The sequence below is a fragment of the Alphaproteobacteria bacterium LSUCC0719 genome (assembly GCA_040839025.1).
Lineage (GTDB): Bacteria > Pseudomonadota > Alphaproteobacteria > Puniceispirillales > Puniceispirillaceae > UBA8309.
The window spans coordinates 84,047-105,497 of record JBFPJN010000004.1; the positions used below are offsets into that span (position 1 = coordinate 84,047).

General features: G+C 52.8%; 17 protein-coding genes. 5 read left to right on the plus strand and 12 right to left on the minus strand.

The window, feature by feature from the left end:
- Nucleotides 1-100: 100 nt before the first annotated feature.
- The 7 genes from AB3X55_08990 to AB3X55_09020 are packed head-to-tail and all read right to left on the minus strand — an operon-like array spanning nt 101 to nt 7,548.
- The gene (locus tag AB3X55_08990) at nt 101-517 is read right to left on the minus strand and encodes a hypothetical protein (GenBank protein MEX0503716.1); all 417 of its coding nucleotides are present in this window, start codon (nt 515-517) and stop codon (nt 101-103) included.
- A gap of 2 nt (nt 518-519) precedes the next feature.
- Entirely contained in the window at nt 520-1,806 is a 1,287-nt protein-coding gene (locus AB3X55_08995; GenBank protein MEX0503717.1) for a FliI/YscN family ATPase, read from the minus strand.
- Nucleotides 1,807-1,840: 34 nt separating this feature from the next.
- Nucleotides 1,841-3,118, minus strand: a complete 1,278-nt coding sequence (locus tag AB3X55_09000; protein ID MEX0503718.1) for a FliH/SctL family protein — start codon at nt 3,116-3,118, stop codon at nt 1,841-1,843.
- Between the two features lie 17 nt (nt 3,119-3,135).
- Nucleotides 3,136-4,173: a flagellar motor switch protein FliG gene (gene fliG / locus AB3X55_09005; GenBank protein MEX0503719.1), complete on the minus strand. Its 1,038-nt coding sequence runs from the start codon at nt 4,171-4,173 to the stop codon at nt 3,136-3,138.
- Nucleotides 4,174-4,230: 57 nt separating this feature from the next.
- The gene (fliF, locus tag AB3X55_09010) at nt 4,231-5,970 is read right to left on the minus strand and encodes a flagellar basal-body MS-ring/collar protein FliF (GenBank protein ID MEX0503720.1); all 1,740 of its coding nucleotides are present in this window, start codon (nt 5,968-5,970) and stop codon (nt 4,231-4,233) included.
- Nucleotides 5,971-6,018: 48 nt separating this feature from the next.
- Nucleotides 6,019-6,333: a flagellar hook-basal body complex protein FliE gene (gene fliE, locus AB3X55_09015; protein MEX0503721.1), complete on the minus strand. Its 315-nt coding sequence runs from the start codon at nt 6,331-6,333 to the stop codon at nt 6,019-6,021.
- Nucleotides 6,334-6,369: 36 nt separating this feature from the next.
- Entirely contained in the window at nt 6,370-7,548 is a 1,179-nt protein-coding gene (locus AB3X55_09020; GenBank protein MEX0503722.1) for a sigma-54 interaction domain-containing protein, read from the minus strand.
- Between the two features lie 338 nt (nt 7,549-7,886).
- Here AB3X55_09020 and AB3X55_09025 point away from each other — a divergent pair, with 338 nt between their 5' ends.
- Nucleotides 7,887-8,972, plus strand: coding sequence for a sigma-54 interaction domain-containing protein (locus AB3X55_09025; GenBank protein MEX0503723.1), 1,086 nt, complete (start codon nt 7,887-7,889; stop codon nt 8,970-8,972).
- 38 nt (nt 8,973-9,010) lie between these two features.
- Nucleotides 9,011-9,322 (plus strand): hypothetical protein, encoded by a 312-nt coding sequence (locus AB3X55_09030; GenBank protein MEX0503724.1) that lies wholly within the window; start codon nt 9,011-9,013, stop codon nt 9,320-9,322.
- A 22-nt stretch (nt 9,323-9,344) separates the two neighbouring features.
- Here the strand turns inward: AB3X55_09030 and fliS are convergent, their stop codons facing one another.
- Nucleotides 9,345-9,812, minus strand: coding sequence for a flagellar export chaperone FliS (gene fliS / locus AB3X55_09035; protein MEX0503725.1), 468 nt, complete (start codon nt 9,810-9,812; stop codon nt 9,345-9,347).
- Between the two features lie 418 nt (nt 9,813-10,230).
- Entirely contained in the window at nt 10,231-11,970 is a 1,740-nt protein-coding gene (locus AB3X55_09040; protein ID MEX0503726.1) for a chloride channel protein, read from the minus strand.
- Nucleotides 11,971-12,155: 185 nt separating this feature from the next.
- Between AB3X55_09040 and fliD the strand changes: the two genes are divergently transcribed.
- The gene (gene fliD / locus AB3X55_09045) at nt 12,156-13,781 is read left to right on the plus strand and encodes a flagellar filament capping protein FliD (GenBank protein MEX0503727.1); all 1,626 of its coding nucleotides are present in this window, start codon (nt 12,156-12,158) and stop codon (nt 13,779-13,781) included.
- 42 nt (nt 13,782-13,823) lie between these two features.
- On the opposite strand, the gene AB3X55_09050 is transcribed toward fliD, so the two are convergent.
- A complete protein-coding gene (locus tag AB3X55_09050) occupies nt 13,824-14,312 on the minus strand; it encodes a hypothetical protein (GenBank protein MEX0503728.1) in 489 nt (162 codons plus the stop codon).
- A gap of 240 nt (nt 14,313-14,552) precedes the next feature.
- Here AB3X55_09050 and AB3X55_09055 point away from each other — a divergent pair, with 240 nt between their 5' ends.
- A complete protein-coding gene (locus tag AB3X55_09055) occupies nt 14,553-16,982 on the plus strand; it encodes a flagellin (protein MEX0503729.1) in 2,430 nt (809 codons plus the stop codon).
- A gap of 216 nt (nt 16,983-17,198) precedes the next feature.
- Nucleotides 17,199-19,043: a tetratricopeptide repeat protein gene (locus tag AB3X55_09060; GenBank protein ID MEX0503730.1), complete on the plus strand. Its 1,845-nt coding sequence runs from the start codon at nt 17,199-17,201 to the stop codon at nt 19,041-19,043.
- A 65-nt stretch (nt 19,044-19,108) separates the two neighbouring features.
- Here the strand turns inward: AB3X55_09060 and AB3X55_09065 are convergent, their stop codons facing one another.
- Nucleotides 19,109-20,419: a tetratricopeptide repeat protein gene (locus AB3X55_09065; protein MEX0503731.1), complete on the minus strand. Its 1,311-nt coding sequence runs from the start codon at nt 20,417-20,419 to the stop codon at nt 19,109-19,111.
- Nucleotides 20,420-20,544: 125 nt separating this feature from the next.
- On the minus strand, nt 20,545-21,447 hold the full coding sequence (gene flgL, locus AB3X55_09070) for a flagellar hook-associated protein FlgL (GenBank protein MEX0503732.1): 903 nt from the start codon (nt 21,445-21,447) through the stop codon (nt 20,545-20,547).
- Nucleotides 21,448-21,451: the final 4 nt, after the last annotated feature.

The following is a 21,451-nucleotide window of genomic DNA, read 5'->3' on the forward strand; positions in this document are numbered from 1 at the left end:
CCGGCATCCCGCTGCCCGCAAAAATGGATTGCCCCTCCGGCACTGCTGCAAAATCAATGCCAGAGACGGAACATGCCGAAAAATCAGATGAAGTATGGCGCTATCGTTTGACAGGTCGCCGCGACGGCATGGCGGCATCCGCCTTGTCCTCGCGGATACTGCGGAGCTTACGATCATGAGCCTCGCCCTTTTCGACGGCACGGTTATGCTGATGCCGCACCCGTGCTGCGTCACGGCGGTGACTCGCCACTTCCTCGGTCAGGAATTCAGCCCGGTTAGAAATCGTTTTCAGCTGCTCCTGAACCTGACTGCCATACCAGCTTGCGGACCGCAGATGGCCAACCGTAGTTTCGCCAAGCGGCACCGTCATATCATCCGCCATCTCTGCCAGACGGTCGCGCACCCCTTCGGCACGCACAAGCTCTTCCTGCAGCGTCTGGACAGCCCTGGTCTTGCGTGCCAGAGCGACCTTCTGCTTCAGGGCCATCAGGTGAAAGACGCTTCGCCCTCGGGCCATGCTCAGCCACCCATCAGTCCGACAAGCGCGTTGCGACTGGCACCAAAGGCAGCCTTGTCAGCACCACTCTGCTGGATCAGATCCATCAGCTGCGGCCAGATGCTGACCGCAAGATCGAGGTCGGCATCCTGTCCTGGCGCGTATCCACCCATCAGGATCAAATCGCGATTTTCCAGATAGAGTGACACAAGACGGCGGAATTTCCGTGCCGCCTCGCTCTGGTCGGCATCAACAATGTCATTCATCACCCGGCTGACGGATGATGGAACATCAATGGCGGGATAGACCCCCAACTGCGCCTGTTGACGAGATAGCAGGATATGCCCATCCAGAATCGCCCGCGCCGTATCGACAACCGGATCGTTGGTATCATCGCCATCGGCAAGCACGGTATAGATCGAGGTGATGGTGCCCTGACCGGCGGCACCACTTCCGGTGCGTTCGATCAAGCGCGGAATCATCGAAACAACGGAAGGCGGATAGCCCTTTGCGGTCGGCTGTTCGCCAAGCGCCAGTCCGATTTCGCGGCGGGCATGCGCCACCCGCGTCAGCGAATCCATGATCAGCAGGACATCCTTGCCCTGATCACGATAATATTCGGCGATCGCCGTAGCACGTTCAGCACCCCGGATCCGCAACAGTGGCGAGCGGTCCGCCGGCACAGCGACAATCGTTGTCCGGTTTGCCGCATCCCCATCCAGAACAATCTTTGCGAATTCGCCAACCTCGCGGCCCCGTTCACCGATCATCCCGACAACGACAACATCTGCCGTGGTAAAGCGGCTCATCATTCCAAGCAAAACGGACTTTCCGACACCGGACCCGGCAATGATGCCAATCCTCTGTCCCTTGCCAACCGTCAACAGCGCGTTGATCGCCCGCACCCCGACATCGAGCGGGGCGTCGACAGGCTTGCGCGCCAGCGGGTTGATCTCGCGCCCCATCAGCGGCCAGCGACCGTCAAGTCGCAGTTCAGCACCAGCATCAAGAGGGTTGCCAAGCGCGTCGGTGATGCGCCCCAGCAGCCCGTCGCCAACCTGAATATTGGCCCCATCATCAGCCAGTGTAACCCTGGCACCAACCCTGATCCGGGCGCCGAACTGATGTAGCGAAAGCAGATTGTTGCCGTTGTTGAAACCGATGAGCTCGGCAACGGCCGGGGCGCTTTCATCATCTGTCTGGACGTGGCAAAGCGACCCGATATTCGCAGGGAATCCACCGCATTCGATCATCTGGCCATCAAAACGGCTGACATGGCCGAACATCGACATACGTCGATCATCGGCCATCAGATCGATGCCGGCGACAAGACCGCGCGTCAGCTCAGTCATCGTCATCGCCTGTCTGCGGTTCGGGATCCGTGCTGGCATCGGATTCCGGATCAATATCTGCAACATCCAAGGCTTCACCGACCGCGTCCTCGTCAGCGTCGGTTTCCGCTTCTGCTCCGGTTTCTGCTTCTGCTTGAATTTCAGCTCCTGCTTCCGCTTCAGCCTCAAGGCCAGTCTCGGCGTCTGCCATTTCAGGCGGTGCTGCTACAGGTTCAACAGCCGCTGCCGATCTATCGGCTTCGTCCGCTGCCTGCGAGGCCGGCAGGATAATATCGTCAATACCGATGGTGCCAACGGTGACCGTCAGATCGCCGGGCGCAAGATCTGGCGCGGCAACAAAGCTGCAGTGACGCAGTTTCTCGCGGGTCTCGACAAGCGGCTGGATGCTTCCCAGATCGCCGGGGTTCAGGCGGATCACCGGTTGACCGGAGGACGCCCGAATGGCCGCAAGAAGACTTTCGACCCGGTCCGCGAACGCATCCGGCTGTTCGGCAATGGCCCGTCCGGCCCGTTCGCTGGCAAGCGTCAGGATGGCATTCCGGATACTGTCACCCAGCGCCGTGCTGTCGATACCGGTCAGCCCATCAAGTTTGCCAGCGGCAGTTTCGAAGGCCTGAATGGCGCGCTCAAGCTGCGCCGATGCCTCGGCACGACCCGCCGCACGGCCTTCTTCAAGACCGGTGGCGTGACCTTCCTCAAGTCCAGACTGGCGGCCTTCTTCAAAACCGGCGGCATGACCCGCCTCGAAATCAATCTGCGATGTGCCCTGGGAGGACGATTCCCCACCATCGGCTTCAGCTTCTGCGTCCGAATCTGTCTCCGAATCTGTCTCCGCCTGGGCATTGGCAGCATTGGCAGCATCGTCAGCAGCCACAGCATCGCCATTTTCGCCAGCCGGCATCATGGAATCGGCCTGTGTAACGGCGTTGGACTGTTCATCCTGTGGGTGATCACCGGCCGCTGTGTCAGCCTGCGCACTGTCTGCATCAGCGCTGTCGGGGTCGATCACCGCCCCTGCCGCCGCCGCGGTCCGCATCTCGGCTTCACGGCGACGCTGGGCATCCATCGCGATGGACACCAGCGACCTTGGTTCAAACGCCTCGACGGTCTTTACCGGCACGCGGTCGGAACGCTGATAGCCAGCATCACGTGACAGCACGACAAGGCGTTGGATCTCGGCATCGTCCAGGCGACCCTGCTGGGCCGCCTCGGCAATGGCCGGGTCCAGAGCGTCGGACAAACTTTCATTGGTTGTGGTGCTTATGGACATAGCCTGTTCATCCCTGTCTAGACGAAGTCGTCACCGCCACGACCGGCAAGGACGATAGAGCCTTCATCCGACATCCGGCGTGCAACATTGATGATCCGTTTCTGTGCTTCCTGAACCTCGGTGAGACGGACCGGGCCAAGTGCTTCCATCTCGTCCTGAAGGTTCGCGGCAGCGCGTGAGGACATACAGCTGAACAGCTTGTCGCGGAGCGGTTCGTCCGCGCCCTTGAGCGCCAGCACCAGATCCTCAGTGTCGACACTGCGAAGCAGCGTCTGCAGCGATTTGTCGTCGGACATGATGAGGTTGTCAAAGACAAACATGCTTTCCTGAATGGCGACCATCAGGTCTTCATCATTATCCTTCAGCGCATTCATGATGCGCGCTTCCATCGCCTGTTTGGTGAAGTTCATGATCTTGGCCGCCGCCGTCACACCGCCGACCTGCGAGGCACGAAGCGAGGTATTCGCCTTGAACTTGCGCTGCATGACATCTTCAAGCTCGCGAAGCGCGTCCGGCTGCACGGTCTGCAGAGTGGCAATCCTGGCAATGACGTCGGACTGCGAGTCTTCGGGAAGCAGTCCCAGAACATCGGCCCCAAGGCCGTAATCGAGATAGGAGATGATCAGCGCGATGATCTGCGGATGCTCATCAATGATCAGTTCCGCAATGGACCTGGCATCCATCCAGTCCAGGATTTCAATCGGCCTGTCTGTACTGGACGGGGTGATCCGGCTGAGTACGGATTCCGCCTTATCCTCGCCAAGGGCGCGTGTCATCACGTTACGGATATAGTTGCCGGCCCCGAGACCAAGGCTGGTCTGTTCCTTGATGATGGCGAGGAATTCATCCAGAACCCTGTTCACCGTATCCTGATCCAGACCCTGGACGGAATACATGGCCGTCCCCAGATGCTGAACCTCGCGCGGTGACAGGTTCCGCAGGATTTCAGAAGCTTCCTCTTCACCGAGAAGCATCATCAGAATGGCCGATTTCTGGGTTCCCGACAGGGAATCATATACGGAATCGGTGTCTTCTTCGTTCTTCTGCTCTGCCATGACAACCTCACCTATCTAAAGGGGCATTCTTATCTGGTGTGGACCGGGCGGGCCGGTCTACACGGTATCCATGTCCTTTTGCATCATCGTCTTGAAGACGTTCGATACACGGCCAGCCTCGTCCGAGACGATCATACGGATCACCGCCACCTTATCATCATAGGTGTTCGCCGTATCCAGCATTTCTGCCGAGATTGCAGCCTTCTTCGGCTTCAGCTTGGCCTTGATGTCCTCAAGCGACTCGCCTTCCTGAATTTCGACCGTATCGAGATCGACATCGTCATCCATGCTGACGACAGCCTCGCCCGGGCCACCTGTCGCGGTCGGCACCATGATCCGGTTGATCAGCGGACGGATCACTCCCAGGACAACCACCGCCATGATCAGAATGGTCAGGCCCTGACGCATGATGGTGACCGCCCAGTCCATGTCATACCAAGGTTTTTTGACACCCTCGAGTGCCGACACAAAGGTCGAACTGGACACGGTCAGACTATCGCCGCGATCACTGTCAATGCCGATCGCGTTGGACACAAGGGCTGTGATCTCGGCAAGCTTTTCCTGTGGAATCTCCTGAACTTCCCTGATTCCCGTCTCCGGGTTCACAACCTCCATTTCGCGGATCAGCACCGCGGCATGGATACGGGTGATCTGGTTGCTTGGGCGCAGCGTGGTGGACACGGTCCGGCTGACTTCGTAGTTGCGTGTCTCGCTCGATGACCTGTTCTTCATCGCGCCGTTGCCGCCATCATCACCCTGCTGCGTGTCGATTTCCGTCTGGGTCGGTGCTCTGTTGGTGGTGGCACCGGGAACGCCACGCGCCGTTACTTCGCTCGAATAATCATTGCTGCGCTGCTCGCTACGCAGGGCATTTCCCTCGGGATCCACGATCTCCTCGGTGATTTCGCTGCGGGTGAAATCCATATCAAGATTGACCTGTGCGGTGACATTGCCGGCTCCGACAATCGGGCTGACAAGGGCAATCAGGCGGTTGCGGTAGATATCTTCAAGCCGGATACGATGTTCAAGCTGGGCATCAGACAGCATGCCGGCACTGTCCTGCGGTGGGCGGGACAGCAAATTGCCATACTGGTCAACAACCGTGACATCATTCTTGGCCATGAACGGGATCGACGAGGACACCAGATGAACAATGGCGTCCACCTGCTGACGGGACAGCGAGCGACCATTTTCCATCTGCACGAAAACCGACCCTGTCGGCGGCGTCGAGGCGCGGGCAAATACCGATTTTTCGGGAATCGCAAGATGGACCCGCGCCGTGACAAGACCGTCAATTTCACTGATGGATCGGGCCAGTTCGATTTCCTGACTCTGTTTCAGTCGCACATTTTCAACCGACCGGCTGGACCCCATGGGAATGTCGGCAATGGCGTCATACCCGTCGGGAATAGAGGCCGGCAGCCCCTGCGCGGCAAGCGTCATACGCGAACTGTGATAATCCGCCACCGGCACGATCACATCACCCGTCGTCGGATCGAGTGTCACATCGACCCCGGAATTCTTCAGCGCGTCAACAACACGGGCTTTTTCACCTTCTGGCAGCGAGGCATAGAGCGTTGTGCGCTCCGGCTGCTGCGAGACCACGAAAAAGACCAGCCCGACCACCGAAATCACAATGGCGCCAAAGGCGGGAAGCACCTGGCGAAGGCTCTGGCCACCGGTCAGACGATAGAGGATCGCCATCGGTCCTGATGTCGGTACAGCGGCGACCGCGGTTGTGGCCTCATCGGCCTGGCCGGCTGCGTTCGTATCCATCACTGTCGTTGCTTCTGCCATCGTTTCGGTTCCTGTTTATTGTCGACCGTCAGGTGTCGTGAGGCCGGATCAGACCGGCATGTTCATGATGTCCTTGTAGGCGCTCAGCACCTTGTTCCGGACATTCAGGGTCAGCTGGAAGCCAAGCGAGGAAACCTGCTGGCTGATCATCACTTTGCTGAGGTCATTCTCCATGCCCATTTCATAGGCCTTGGTCAGCTCGGCGGATTTTGACTGCGCGTCGGCCACCTGATCCAGCGCATTGGTCATGCGGTCGGTGAATGCCTGGGTCGGCTTTTCGGTCTGAAGCGCCTGTTCGGCACGTTTCAGCACCTGTGCATGCGCGCTGCCGACAGAACTGCTGATGGGTCCAATGGTTGTCATGTCACCTTACCTCGCTAAATCTCTGTGGTCCGGGCGTCAGGCCTGGACAGCGGTCTGCCGGAAGGCAGCCGCCATGCTGTTTGGAAGCTCGTCGGAAAGCTGGTTCATCACGTCATCGATCAGGATTTCATTTGCCGACACCACGCCGCCCTGGGCCAGTACCAGCGCCCGCTGCAGCACATTCTCAAGCTCGCGAACATTGCCCGGCCAGCCATAGCCACGCAGCGTCTCGATGGCATCATCGGCAAGCCATGGCAGATCCGACGCGGATTTGACATGACGGCTCAACAGGAAGGTTGCCACCGGAACAATGTCGTCCGGCCGCGTTGCTAGCGCCACGGTGTTCAGCGGAAAGACGTTCAGGCGGTAATAGAGATCCTCACGAAAATGGCCCGCACGGATTTCTTCGGCCATATTCCGGTTGGTTGTTGCAACAACGCGGACATCAACAGGAATGTCGGTCTGCGAGCCGATCGGTGTCACGGCCTTTTCCTGAAGCGCGCGAAGCAGCTTTGCCTGCAGCGCCATCGGCATCTCGGAAATTTCGTCAAGCAGCAGCGTGCCGCCATCAGCCGCCCGGAAGATACCCTTGTTGGCTGTCGAGGCACCGGTAAAGGCACCCTTTTCATGACCGAACAGGATGGCTTCGAGCATGTTGTCCGGAATGGCGGCGCAGTTCACCGCGACAAACGGCGCGTCTGCACGTTCGGAATGATTATGGATGAATTTGGCCAGTACCTCTTTTCCGGTGCCGGTCGGGCCATTGATGAAAACAGTGACTTCGGTCTGCGCGACGCGGCGCGCCAGCGCCAGCAGATCGCGACTGACCTGGTCGCCACACGCAACCGTCCGACTGTCGGACAACAGCGTTGCGGCCAGCTGCAGACCATAATCATCGGCCATTGACGCCTGCGGGGCCGCGGGAATGGCAAGGCGGATGAGCTTGCCACCAAGCGATTCAGTCAGCGCAAAACTGTCGGCCGTCTCGTCGATGATCATCATCGAACCGGCCCGCGCGGCGCGACCTCTTGCAATGGCCTCGGTCTCGCCGCCAATCGATGCTTCGAACGCGGCGCTGCATATATAGGTGTTTGATTTCGGGTCACCTGTAAGGTCGCCATCCGAAGTGGCAACCTTCAGCAGCCGGTCCTTAAGAATGCAGTCCAGCCTCTCGGCTGACGCAAACCTTTCATGTTCAAGGCGGATTGTGCTCATGTCTCTGGCCTCAAGCAAAAACTATCTCTGCCAGACCAAAGGCAAGAACCCTGCCAGCAAGGCCAGCAAAGGTTAAAAAAAAACGGATTTTCTTAATTATTCATTAATTTTCAGATATCTACCATGTACATAAATTTTCACTTTCGTATCAGGGCCACACCAGGAATGTTCGGAATGGGCTGTCATACACCCACCAGAAGTCGGGTTTCCGACGAATTTTCAACACCGACCCCGGCCCCATCAAAATTTTGACATCCGCCCGCGTGAAGCTGTACTCTTTGGCAAATTATTGACGCCTGTCGCCTCGTTCGATTTTTGTTTTTGTGGTGGGAAAGAGCATGGACAGTTCGATAGACGACATTATTGTCGGCCAATCCGTGCCAGTCAAAGAACTGAAAAAACTGATAGACGTTGTGTCGCCTTCGCCGACAAGCGTGCTTGTGCTTGGCGAAACGGGTACCGGCAAGGAGCTTGTCGCCCGCGCCATTCACGCGGCTTCTGGCCGCCGTGGCAGGTTGGTATCGGTCAATTGCGCCGCGATCCCGTCGGAATTGCTGGAATCCGAAATCTTTGGGCATGAGAAGGGTGCTTTCACCGGTGCCGACAAACCGCGCGAGGGCCGGGTGGAGCTGGCACGGGGCGGCACCTTGTTTCTGGATGAGATCGGCGACATGCCACTGCCGCTTCAGACAAAGCTGCTGCGTGTCCTCGAGGAACGCAAGGTCCAGCGTGTTGGCGGCAATGATGAAATAGCGGTGGATTTCCGGCTTGTCTGTGCAACGCACCAGAATATCCAGTCACGCGTTGATGAAGGCGCGTTCCGGGCCGATCTGTTCTATCGGATCAATGTGTTTCCGGTGCAGGTTCCAACCCTGGCCGAACGTCAGGTCGATATCCCGATGATTGCCACGGCGATCCTGAAGACCCTTGCCATGGCTCAAGAAGTCGAGGCACCAACGCTTGACGACAGCGCCATGGCCGAACTTTCGCGCTATCCATGGCCGGGCAATGTGCGCGAACTTCGCAATGTGCTGGAACGGGCGATGGTGATGTTTCCCAGCCAGCCCATCACGGCAACGCAGGTTCGCGAGAACCTGCTGCGCATGAAAGCCCCTGACCGGGCCGAGGAGATGGATGCGCTGTGGGAAGCCTCGCAAGGGCTTGGCGGCGTCGACATCATGACCGAAAACAGCGAGCCGCCGTTGCCCCACCCGGCACATTATGCCGACTGGTTCAGCTATTTTGACAGCATCGACATGCGTCGTCATCTTCGTGATGTCGAGGTGGTGTTGATTGAAGCGGCGCTTGCCAAATCGGACGGTATGGTCAGCCAGGCGGCAGAGGCGTTGAAGCTGCGTCGCACCACACTGATCGAAAAGATGAAAAAGCTGATGATCGAGCGACGTTCCACGAAAGAAGACTGAGATGTCGGTGCACGGCGTTCGACCAGCCACGACAACAAATGATGGGTCTACTGACTTCGACTGACCCTATAACCATTCAATTGCCGCATTTTGCGGCTAGCCTGTCGTTGAATTTGACCCATCTCCTCTGTGATTTTTGTGATGGCACGAGCATTGTCAGCTGCACATCGCTCGAGTGTATCGAAGAAGAGTTTGTCACCACCGGACATCGGCCTGCTGGTAAATTTATGCAGCATCTGTCTACGCGCGACATCGATACGCCTCGCCTTATCGAAATCATGCTTTTCGAGAGCACTTTCGAGTTGCGAGCAAAGCTCAGTGAACTTCGTCAGAAAGTCATCCTTGTTTGACTGAACACTCATCTTCATCTTCTTACGACCCATATGCCTTATTCTGGATGTCAGTTTTGGTATTCATAGCGGACCATGCCTCTCTTATTTCTTCGATAGCGTCGATTGCAGTCTTTGTGCCATCAACCTTGCCATTGCGCGAGGTTTCGATCAGCTGTAGTCGTCCATATTCATAGAGACGGTAAAGGTTCTCCGCGATCTCTCCCCCTTCTTCAAAATTCAAACAGGATTGAAGCCCGTAAAGCATGGTGAGGGAGCGCGCGAGGTGATCGGTTTTCCGCTTTTCATCACTGTCCTCAGTTTCGATGAGTTTGACATAGATGTGCATTGCCCTGAGAAGCTCGTCGAGTAAGATCATAATCAGCGCCTGAGGATCATCCGATTCGACCAGCGCCTCCCGATTGACACTTGTGTAAGCGTTTAAGATTCTCTTCGTCGCCATCTTATTTTTACTCACAATTTCAACTGGTTGCCCATACACGTCCCCCATGGGGTGGACGCAACCGAGAAAGCTGGTATCGTTTTTGCATGATCTCTGGACCTGCACCCACGCTAACCACTTTGCCTAGTGACCCTGGCGCCACTCTTACGCAGTCGTTTGCAAATGGTGTGCCAACACATCGGCAGACACATAGCGGTGTTCCGGCTGTAGCTTCCACTGACCGGAACAAGGAAGATTATCAGCGCAGGCCAATGACAATTGCGAGCCCCAGGCTAGCGCCTTCGACGATTTCAACCGAGAGAGCGTTGGAAGCGCGCAGTCTCATGATGCCTGAATTCAGCCATAACGTTTTGGCCACACGGATGCTCCGAATTTCCAACCTTCACAGCGAGACACCACGGTTCAAAAACCAACTGGATATTCTTGCCTGACTGGTTCATCTACACAGAGTTGTGATCGACACACCTTAGGTCCGTTCAAGGTCTGATACGCGGTGTTGAAGACTGAGGTAAAGCTTGAAGAGATCCGCCTCAGTCACCACTCCAACCAACGTGTTCTCTAACCGGTTTATAACCGGAATACTCTCGCCAACAAAATCACTCGCCACCTCAATTGCCTGTTGTAACGAGGCGTCATGCTTGATTGATATGGGCATATCATCTGCAAAGGGCAGCACCATTGCCTCAGTATTATGCGACAGCAATTCATGCAGGCGCAGTTTGCCATGGAATCTTGAATTAACGTCGACCACATAGGCCTCCGTCACCTCTAACCTTCTCAGTTCCTTAATCGCAAACCCTACATCCGCATTTGGCGATATGCGGCAGAAGTTACTATCCACTACTGACAAAACTGGCATTTCCGTCATCTCGATATGCCCGCGCCCCTGTGAGACATCGATGCCACGATCAAGAAGCTGCCTGTCAAAGAACGAATGACCGAAGACCAGATTGGTGACCATGATCGATGCCACAACGCTGATCATTGCAACAAGTGCGAAATCATAATTCATCGTGAGCTCGAGAATGATCAATACTCCAGCAACCGGCGCGCCAATGACCGCGCTTGCAACAGCAGCCATACCACAGATACTTAGCGCTGTTATCGAACCAAAGCCCATGGTTCCAACCATGATGTTACCCATCACAGCACCCGCGGCAGCACCAACAAACAGCGCCGGCGAAAAGATACCCCCAAACAGACCGAATCCGATACACAGCGCTGTCAGCATTAGCTTGGCAACAACAAGCAAAATCAGATAGGACGGCTCAAAACCACCATCCAACATCAAACTCAATGCCGACGTACCCAGCCCAAGAACTTCAGGCATGAACATGCCAAAGACCCCCGTGCCTATCGCGGCGGTAAGTAACAACCGGAGTGGCGACCAGCCTGAGTTGGTGGCGAAACGGGCGCTAAACCGTATCGCCAACATGAACAGAACTGCCAAAAGGCCGAATAGAGGTCCGGCCAAAAGCGCTGTTGGCAACATATGACCAAGATTGATGCTGACATCTGACAGATCAAAGATGTGGGTCGAGCCAAAAAAAGCGTTGCTGAACCATACAGAAGACACACTCGCTATGGCGATAGGCACGATAGCCCTCATAGAAAAATGCCTTAGAACAGCTTCATGTGCGAAGACGATGCCTGCAATTGGCGCATTAAATCCGGCAGCAATGGCACCAGCGACACCACAACCAATAAAAATATCAGTGCTCAACGCGCCACCGGTTTTCTGACGCAGAAAACTTCCCACTGTCGCACCGAAATGCACCAGAGGTCCATATTGGCCAACCGAGGCACCGCCGCTAGCCGAGATAAACGCCGCCAAGGTTGACCCAAAGCCCGACTTCACATCAAGCTCGTTGTCACTTCTATGCGCCGCATAAATGGCATCCGCCGGCCCATGCCAACGCTTTATCGCAAAAACGCGCCGCACTACCAGAATGGCGACGACGGCGATGAGAAGACTGACCACAGGAGCGAAGGAAAAAGGCGTTTCGCCAAATTTTAACGCGTCAAAAAATTTACCGTCACGGAGGGATGACAAAGTTCTGACCCCAAGGACAAATCCATTAGACACAACCGCCATGACAAGGCCAAAGCCAAGCCCAGTAATAATTCCAACCACAATGGATTTGAGAAGGTGCGTGATAGCACCTAGTTTTTTACTATTCTGGCCAGTGCCACTCAAAACATCCATAATCCGCTACATGCAAAGGCTCCCGAGAGCGGCTCTAGATATAAATTTACCCATATCACACCGCTGAATTCCAAACGTTAATATGAATTTTTACCCTTGGCACGTGAATTTTCTTGAATGGCATAAAGTTTGCACCAGCTCGTCGTTAACAGTTCGTTAGGTATTCCCAGTTCTGGTGAACAATCATGGCCATTGATTATCTGAGTTCGCTTAATGTAGGGAGCGGACTTAATACCACTGAGATCATTGACGCGCTGGTAGAAGCAGAGCGTGCGCCTAAGGCAAGTGAAATAAACTCTGCCAAAGAAAAGCGCACAGTCGAAATCTCCAGCCTTGGCCAGATCAAACGGGGGTTTGAAACTTTTGATAACGGACTAGCACCAATTGAAGAGATAACTGGTCTGTCAGTCACCGCAAGCGGCTCGTCTATCGATGTAAAAATAGCCGACGCGAAGCTAGCGGGTAGCTTCAGCCACGCAATGAATGTTACCACCGTCGCTGCTGGTCAGACCCTTGTATTTGATGGCTATTCGAGCGAAACGGCCTCCACGGGAACAGGAACCCTCTCTTTTTCTTTTGGCACCTGGAATAGCGACGGTTCCTTTACTGCCAACAGTGATCGCAGCGATGTTGACGTTGCTCTCGCAACTGGCCAGGGCACCCTTGCAGATCTCAGAGATGCCATCAATGCATCCAACATGGATGTGACAGCCTCTATCCTGAAAACCGGAAACTCAAGCTACGCGCTTGTTCTGAAGGCGCGCGAGGGCGCAGCTCACGCCATGAAAGTCACCGCAACAGAAGATGTTGGTGCAGCCGGGCTGAGCGGTTTTGAGTATACATCCCCCGATAGTTCAATACAGACAATCACAGCCAGCGATGCCGTATTCGACATGGATGGCGTGACCATTACACGTGAAACGAATGAGGTAGCCGACCTCATAAAAGGCGTAACCCTAACGATCAAATCGACAACAAGTACAGCTGAAACCATTTCTGGCACCTATGATTCAACTCTGGCCGAAAGCGCCATGCAAATCATGGTGGACAAGATCAACTCAATCAGCACGACATTGCGCGATCTCTCGAAACGTGGCGCGGCCAATGAAGAAGACGGCCCTCTAGCTGGAGATCCCTATGTCAGGATGCTGAGACGACAATTAAGGAACTATACCACCACCCCAGTGACTGGGTTTGGTGACTCGTCCATCTATTTGACTGATTTTGGCGTCACTACGAACCGTGATGGCTCACTTTCCTTGGACAGCAATAAATTCCAAGAGGCTTTCCTTGCCAACCCTGACGCTTTCACGGCCATGACAACCAGCCGCATCACGACTGGAAGCGAACTGGTCGCAGCGACGGTTGCGGGCACATATCCCAAAGAAGGCATATACAGCTTTGATATAGCGAGCGACAACACCGCCACGCTGAACGGTTCGGCCATGACGGTGTCGGGCAGTGACTACACGATCAGTGGACATGATGCTGGCGGTCTGAAGCTGACGATCAAGAGCAGTGGCGCGGACACAAATATCTACGTTGGCAAAAGCCTGTTTGAAAGTCTGAACAATTTCAGCCGTAATGTTTTGGCCAGTGGTAGCGACCTACAAAAGAAGATCACAAACTACAATACTGATCTGTCAGAGTATGATGAGGATCTGGCTGCGCTCGAGGAAAGCATCGAGCGTCTACGCCTAAGACACGAGGTAAAATTCGCAGCAATGAACGCGGCCGTAGCCAGTCTTAAAGAAACTGAAAAAGCGCTTGATAACATGATGGAGGCATGGAAGGGCGGCATGAACCAGTAAGGCAGGGCATCCTTGCAACCGAAATTCCAGCCCAATCAGACGCTATAATATGTCGATCAGTGATAGCTTTTCTGCCGCCAGCTTTGCCAAAACAGGCGTCGCCTCTTCATTCTCCAACAACCAGCCTGTTGGCGCATGTGGCACGGTGTTAGAGCGCAACCCGAACACGAAAGCGCGAAACGACTTCGATGATGTTTCTTTTGACCATTCCTTTACCTTCACCGGATCTTCGATGCTGCCAAACATTGGCTTGATTTTTCTAGGCCGGTTTGGGCCTTCAAAATAAATTCTGAAGTAGCTGAAACTGATCAGCAGATCAAAAGCACTGTCACCAGCTTCTATCTCTGCCAGAAACTGAAGCATGTCTTCAGCAGCACCATTAATTTCGTCGTGCGTAATATCTTCGTAATGTTCGCAAAGACCTTCAAAATACTTTTTTGAAAACGATTCCAACCCAAGTTCTGAGCTAAGAAATTCAGATGCAGTTCGCGCCGCCGCAACATCAAACATAAACCCAGGGCAATGTGGCATTCGCTATTCCTTGCATTAAGCACAAACTATAACAGCGTCTTTCGATACCCGAAAGATTAACCATTTCCAAGCATCAACTCCATATTATGTGTCATCAGCCAAGCAAAATTACAAATTTACTGAAAAACGGGGACATTCAAAAAAATCAAAAAAAATTGCTAATCAAATTTCTCATGCGTCGTTAACGAGGCTGACAAGTTGGCTTGTGAGCCAAACCATAGTCAACAATAGGAGATCGTTATGACTGCGATTAATACAAATACTGCGGCGCTAAATGCTCAGTATTATCTTTCGAACACGAATAAGGACATGGAAAGCTCAATGGCCAAGCTCTCGTCTGGTCAGAAGGTTAACAGTGCCGCAGATGACGCTGCCGGCCTGGCAATTGCCAGCCGCATGACAGCCCAGATCCGTGGTCTGGCGATGGCCGTGAAAAACTCGAATGACTCCATGTCGCTCGCTCAGACTGCCGAGGGCGCGATGGAAGAAGTCACCAACATGCTTCAGCGTATTCGTGAACTGGCTGTTCAGTCAGCCAACGGCACGATGAATGCTGGCGACCGTTCCTCGCTCGACGCCGAAGTCCAGGCCCTTAAAGCCGAGATCGACCGCGTTGCAACCACCACCACTTTTAATAACCAGAAGTTGTTGGATGGCAGCTACAAATCTACTTTCCAAATTGGTGACAAAGCCGGCCAGACTGTTGGTCTTAAGATTGGCTCGGTTCTGACCTCCTCACTCGGCATGGGTGAAGGTGCTGCTGGCGCCAATTCTGTTGTCAGCGCTCGTATTGCTATTGCAGCTGTTGATGCCGGTGACATCATGATAAATGGCCAGGCTCTTGGCGCCATCACCACATCTGATGACATGGAAGACATTATCAATAACATCTCAGACAACGTCGATAACGTAACAGCAACTGGCTTTAACGTTGTTACCGCCAAGCAAAAGGGTAACGGTGTTACTGCTGATGGCGATCTTGAGATCAAGGTTGCTGAGCTTGGAGTGCCAGCCGCTGACGCCACCACTTACAAGATCTCAGCATCCAGCAGCATGGAAGAGCTGGCCGCCAATATCAACGCTGAGACGGGTGGTGTTGTCCAGGCTTCAGTCAATGATGATGGTAAGCTTGTGCTTTCAAACAACACTGGCGCAACCATCAATGTTCAAGACACTGGCGCAACTGCAGGTGCCTACGACGGTGGCTCCGGTTTCCTAGGTGACACCACAGGTACCTTCGGCGCCGGCACAGCGTTTGCAGGCTTCCTCCGTCTTTCCAGCAACGACGACAATCCTGTCCGTGTTGAAGCAGGCAACAAGGGCCTTGCAATCGCTAATGTTGGCTCTTCGTCAGACCTTGAGGTGCTTGGCTTCCGTCAGACACAGGCCGACACAGTTGCCGACGGTTACACCATGGTCGGTAATGCGTTGACCGCTGCTGGTGCTGCAGCGACCTGGGCAAAGGGTGACCTCACAATCAATGGTGTGGAAATCTACGACGAAAATCTTGTCTCCACAAGCTTCACTGACAAGCTTACCCTGCTGAATTCGAAGTCCGCTGAGACCGGCGTTGTCGCCTCAGCAAGCTTCAACAAGGCGTTTGGTATCGACACCAATCATCTTGATGCGAACGGCACATTCCGTCTGAATGGTCACGAAATCACTCTGACAGACGGTACAATCAGTGGTCTTGTAGATGACATCAACACTGCAAAAGCAACAACGGGCATCACAGCTGAGTATAATGGCAACAACGTGACCCTGAAAGGTGAGAACATACAAACTCTCACCGTTGGTTACGCGACCACAGTAGAGGTGAATGATGGTCTCACCTCTGCGGCCGATGCAGCAACAACTACTGCCGCAACGGCAATGGATATCACCATTGACGCATCGGATGTGATTGCAGGTCGGACATTCACAGTCTCGTCAACTGGAGGCACGGGTACAGCGTTCTCCGTCACCCATACCGTCACCACGACTGACACGGCCACCACCGTTGCGGATGCAATTGTCGCAGCCCTGCGTGCTGACGCCACTGTAGGCGCTGACATGCGTGATGCCGCTGGTTCGAATGTGTCGAACGCTGCTGGTGTTATCTCAATCGCTGCAGCTGGTGACTATGGCGACTCCACGCTCGCAGTGGAAGTCTCTGCCATGCCGGCGATCTTTGGAACAGCTGCCACGCACTATGCGTCGATCAAGCTTGACTCGGTTAATAACAACCCAATCAAGATCGATCTTGGTGACAGTGCCGCCGCCGCCGCTGTTGCGGGTCACGGTTTCATTGAATCGAATGTTGGTGCAGCCGACTTTGACGTCAATGAGCCGACCATGAGCGCGTCTGGTGGTCAGTCAATGTCCGGTCTCACTGTGGCATCGGCAGCCAGTGCTACCGAGGCTCTTGGAGTAATCGATAACGCGATCGACACTGTGAACAGCATCCGTGGTAATCTTGGCGCGATTCAGAACCGCCTTGAGTACACAATCAACAACCTGTCTTCGATCTCGAACGCCACTTCAGGTGCTCGCGGCCGTATCCTGGATGCTGATTTTGCCAAGGAGACCTCTGAGCTAACCAAGCATCAAATCCTGTCGCAGGCTGCAACTAGTATGCTTGCTCAGGCCAACCAATCGAAACAGGGTATCCTTGCCCTTCTTCAAGGGTAAATGACGCCCGCTCGAAAAATCTAGCTAAACTTGACGAAAAGCCCCGGCAGGCACTTTGCCGGGGCTTTTTTGATGCAAACACAAAAGGTTTCAACCTTTGACAATTCAGCCATCCATACTTGCCTGGCATAAAAGTTGCTCATAACCCTCTATTCAACAAGTCCACGTCTGATCGCCTGTGGCAATTAGCAAATCATAATTAAGGCCCTGACACCTATGAACCTCGACCGCAACTTAACTCTGGCTAAAAAACACCTTGGGCGAGGCGAGGTGCATCTTGCACAGGACCTAATACGCACTGTTCTTGACCACTACCCAGCGAACACGAGGGCACTTGCCATACAAAACGCCATCAGCAGTCACTCCGATTTTCAGCCTTGCCAACAAACGCAGAGAAAAAACACTAACCCGGAGACAGCGAAGTCCATGTTACTTGAGGACTCCGATAGTTTGCTGCTGGCAAAGGCCGCCAATATTTCAACCAATATCGGGTCAGCGCCAGATATTTTGCGTCTTGAAGCAGCGTCCTACGCCAAATTGGGTGACACTGAACGTGAAGCTTTGAAACTTATGGAGCTGATCGAATTGGAACCCAATAATTCTGAAAATTACTTCAACCTAGGTATTGCTAAATCAGAATTAGGTCTGCTCTACGATGCAGCCGCGAATTATCAACATGCAATAACACTCAACAATGATGTTGCAAAATATCATCAAAATCTAGGGGCCACCTATCGATCTCTTGGTGATATTGAGAAAGCTATAACTTGTTTCAGGAATGCTTTAGCGATCAACGAAGACTTTTTTGCCGGTCATTTCAACTTGGGCAACGCTTATTTTGCTGCTGGCTCGTTCGAAAATGCTATCGCAAGCTACAAAAAAACGATCGCTCTAAAACCAGATTTTGCTGAAGCGCACAAAATGCTGGCCATGGCCCTAAGACAAATAAAGGATATTGTTGGAGCGATCGAAGCCTTCGAGGCGTCACTGGAGTACGACAAGAACGACACTTCCGTCCTGAATAATTTAGGCAATCTACACTCTTCACGAGGCGAGCTTGGCCAAGCGATAACATGCTTTGAAACATGTTTGCAGCACGACGCCAACCATTTATCTGCGATCATCAACCTTCAAGCAATATCGCTGCAATACTCTGGTGAATTATTGGATCCAAAATATTTTAAGGCAGTAAATAATAAAGGTTTGCTCAAGAGTTTATCTAATGAACCAAAGTATTTGACTAACCTTGCTATAAACCAATTCATACAGGGTGATGTCAAAGGTTTGGAGCAAACATTAGCAACCCTTTCTGCCCGATTACAAAAGCCAGACGAGTATCCACTCAAAGAAAAGGACATTACTTTTTGTGGTGCCTATTACCGATTTCTTGTTAAGCAAGCAGAGGATTTGACAGAAGCCCAGATACAAAACCACTGCCAAATGCTCCCCACTGTTTCACATATTGGGGACAGCCACTGCCTCAGCTTTGCTCACAGACAACTCAAACTAGGATCAAAGCACCTTCGGATAGCGCCTAAAATATGTCTTGGCCTTAAAGCTTATCATTTGGCTACCAAAGAAGATAACCAATACAAAAACTATGTGATTGAACACTTTCGTTCAGTTCCAAAGAACTCACCCATCTTACTTTCTGCAGGTGAGATTGACTGCAGAGGCGACGAGGGGATAATCAAGGCAGCAAAGAAGCATCGACTGCCTATTGAATTGGTGACAGACCGGACAGTTGCTGGATATCTGGCGTTCGTAAACAAACTCAGCGCTAATTTGAAGAGAGACATCTATCTCACAAATGTGCCAGCACCCAGCAAACTAAATGGGTTACCAACGGACATTAATAACTTAAGAAAGCAAATAATAGTGCGCTTTAACAAGCAACTGTCTGAGGTGGCATCTCTATACGGATTTTCGATTATTGATGTGCACAGCTTTTCAAAGAGCTCTGATGGATGGTCTAACAACCTTTTTCATTGCGACCATGTTCACTTAGGCTACAAGGCCTTTGGGAATTTCCAGAGATGTTTCGACGATCTGCAAAAGTGAGCTGTTAAATGATTTTGCTTTGGCAAACGAGGCAGCCAACCCAACTACCTAAACGTCCTACCAGTTCAGATCTTTGTTAAACGGCAAATCACCTGTTTGGTGAATAGGGATGCCGCAATGACTTCATAGCTAAAACCATTTGCCTCGCAGAACTCGTTCAGCGCCTTGAATTCATCCTCTTCCCATCGATCATTCACGATAAACTCATCAAACACGAGGATGGTATTTACATCGATCACTTGCTTGGCGTTGGTCAGCGCAGCGATAGTTGATGAATAGAGATCAGCGTCAAAATTGATCAGTCCGGCCATTGGCCGTTTGCTATCGAAGAACTCTGGTAATGTGGTAGCAAACTCCCCAACAACGAATTTGGCATTCTTGATATCTGGCACCCGCCCACGACTTGAATAGGTTCCTCGAGGTACGACCCCCCAGTCCTCTGGCAATCCCTGAAAGCTGTCAAAACCATAACCTCTTTCAAAGTGCGGAACGAGATAACGGAACGAGTCTCCCATCCAAACACCAAATTCATAAAATGACCGTGATTGATCAGAAAGCTCGATTGCGCGATCATATATGGACCAGCGGTTGAAATGGATTTCAGGCATGCGAGGCAATGACAGAATCCATTCAATGGACCGCACCAATGGCTCGTTGCTGAAGCCATAATCAATCAATTCCTTTAGCGCCCGTTTGTCACCGTTGAAGGCCCGAAGCCCCGCAAGAGTGAAGATGGCAATCTCATCGGTTGGTGACTTGGATACACAGGTCTCAACAATTGACTGCGCCTCACTCATATTTTCGGCTGTAGAATGTAAATTCCAATAGGCAATATGGTCTTCCGGATTGATCTCTATCGCACGCATGAAGCATTGGCGGGCCTCTATCAACCGGGCCTTGTCGTTTAACAGATTGCCATAATTGTTGTAGGCTGCAGCAAATTGGTCATCGAGGCGTAGCGCTTTCTTGAATTCAATCTCCGCTTGATCAAGGAAGCCCAGCGTCTTCAGAGACACAGCAAGGTTATTTTGGACTGTTGCCAGATTGTCCTGTTTGAACTTTGCATCGCAGGCGATCGGCGCGATCTCCAGAAAACGTCGGCAGTGATAGACAGCCTTGTCGTTCTTGCCAGTTTTTGAAAAGGCCGTTCCCAGCGCGTAATGCGGATACACCGAATCAGGCGCATCTTGAAGTAGCTCGTTAGCCATCAAAATAGCCGCATCAAAATTTGATTTTGACATAAGTGCTTTGACAAGCAGTTTCATTAACAGCAGTTTGATGCTGAGGCTTAGCTCCTGGCCGGACGTCACTAGATGCTTTGTGGCATCTATCCCGGAATCCAGTTGGTCTTCCAGATAGTCGATGTCGAACGCCATCGTTGAGCATGTCAACGAAGCAGACAAATCCGATGTATGTTGGTGTCGAAACCCACGCATAGCAAACTCCTTCGACCTCGTTAACGACGAAGGAGCAAAAGGTTTAGAAAGAAGTCTTGGCGTCGCTAACGGATATAATTGAACAGATTATCCTGCGCGATCTTGATGAAGGATTGTTGCGCTGCATTGCGGCTAACGAGCATGGACTGAAGCTCTGTTACAAGCTTTGCTATGTCGGCATCTTCGAGATTGGATAAGTCCTCATTTATGAGCAGCAAGCGCTTCTCATTCATCTCACGCTGAATTTCCGCTCGGTTCATCTGTGAACCAAGCTTTGTCTGCTGCAGACTGAAATGCTCCAAAGCCCTATTGACACCTTCAATGTCCTTATCCTCCATCTTTCCGCTTTCAAGGGAGGCAATCATGGAATCAAGTGTTGAGAAGACTGTGTCCGTGCTTTCCTCTCCAGGCACGCGAAGAAAGACATCTGCGCCATCAAGTGACGTTGAAATGCGCTGGTTATCAGAAATCTGCAGCGTATGGACACCGCGATCCCCTGAATGGACGATTTCGCCATTTTCATCAGCCACAAACGGCTTGGAACCAACTTTGTAACCCGCAAAAATATAATGGCCATTTGTGTCGCGGCTATTTGCGAGACTCTGGATCTGGTCTCTCAAATTGCTGACTTCCATGGCGATAATTCTACGGTCACCAGCATTGTTGGTATCATTGCGTGCTTGGATACCCAGCTCATAGACGCGCTGCAGGACATTAACGCCGACGCCAATAGCGCTTTCCGCCTGTGCCAGCCTATTCTGGGCACGATCTATATTTGCATTGTAGCGTTCCAGAAGAATTTTCTGATCTTTGGTGAAAGAAATCTTGGCGCCAATAGCTGGACTGTCAGATGTTTTCAAAATGTTTCGGCCGGTAGCGATACGCTGCTGGATACCCTGAATATCGCCAGTGATCCGGTTCAGGGTGTTCATCGCAAGATCGTTATATACGCGCGTACTGATTGGCATCTTT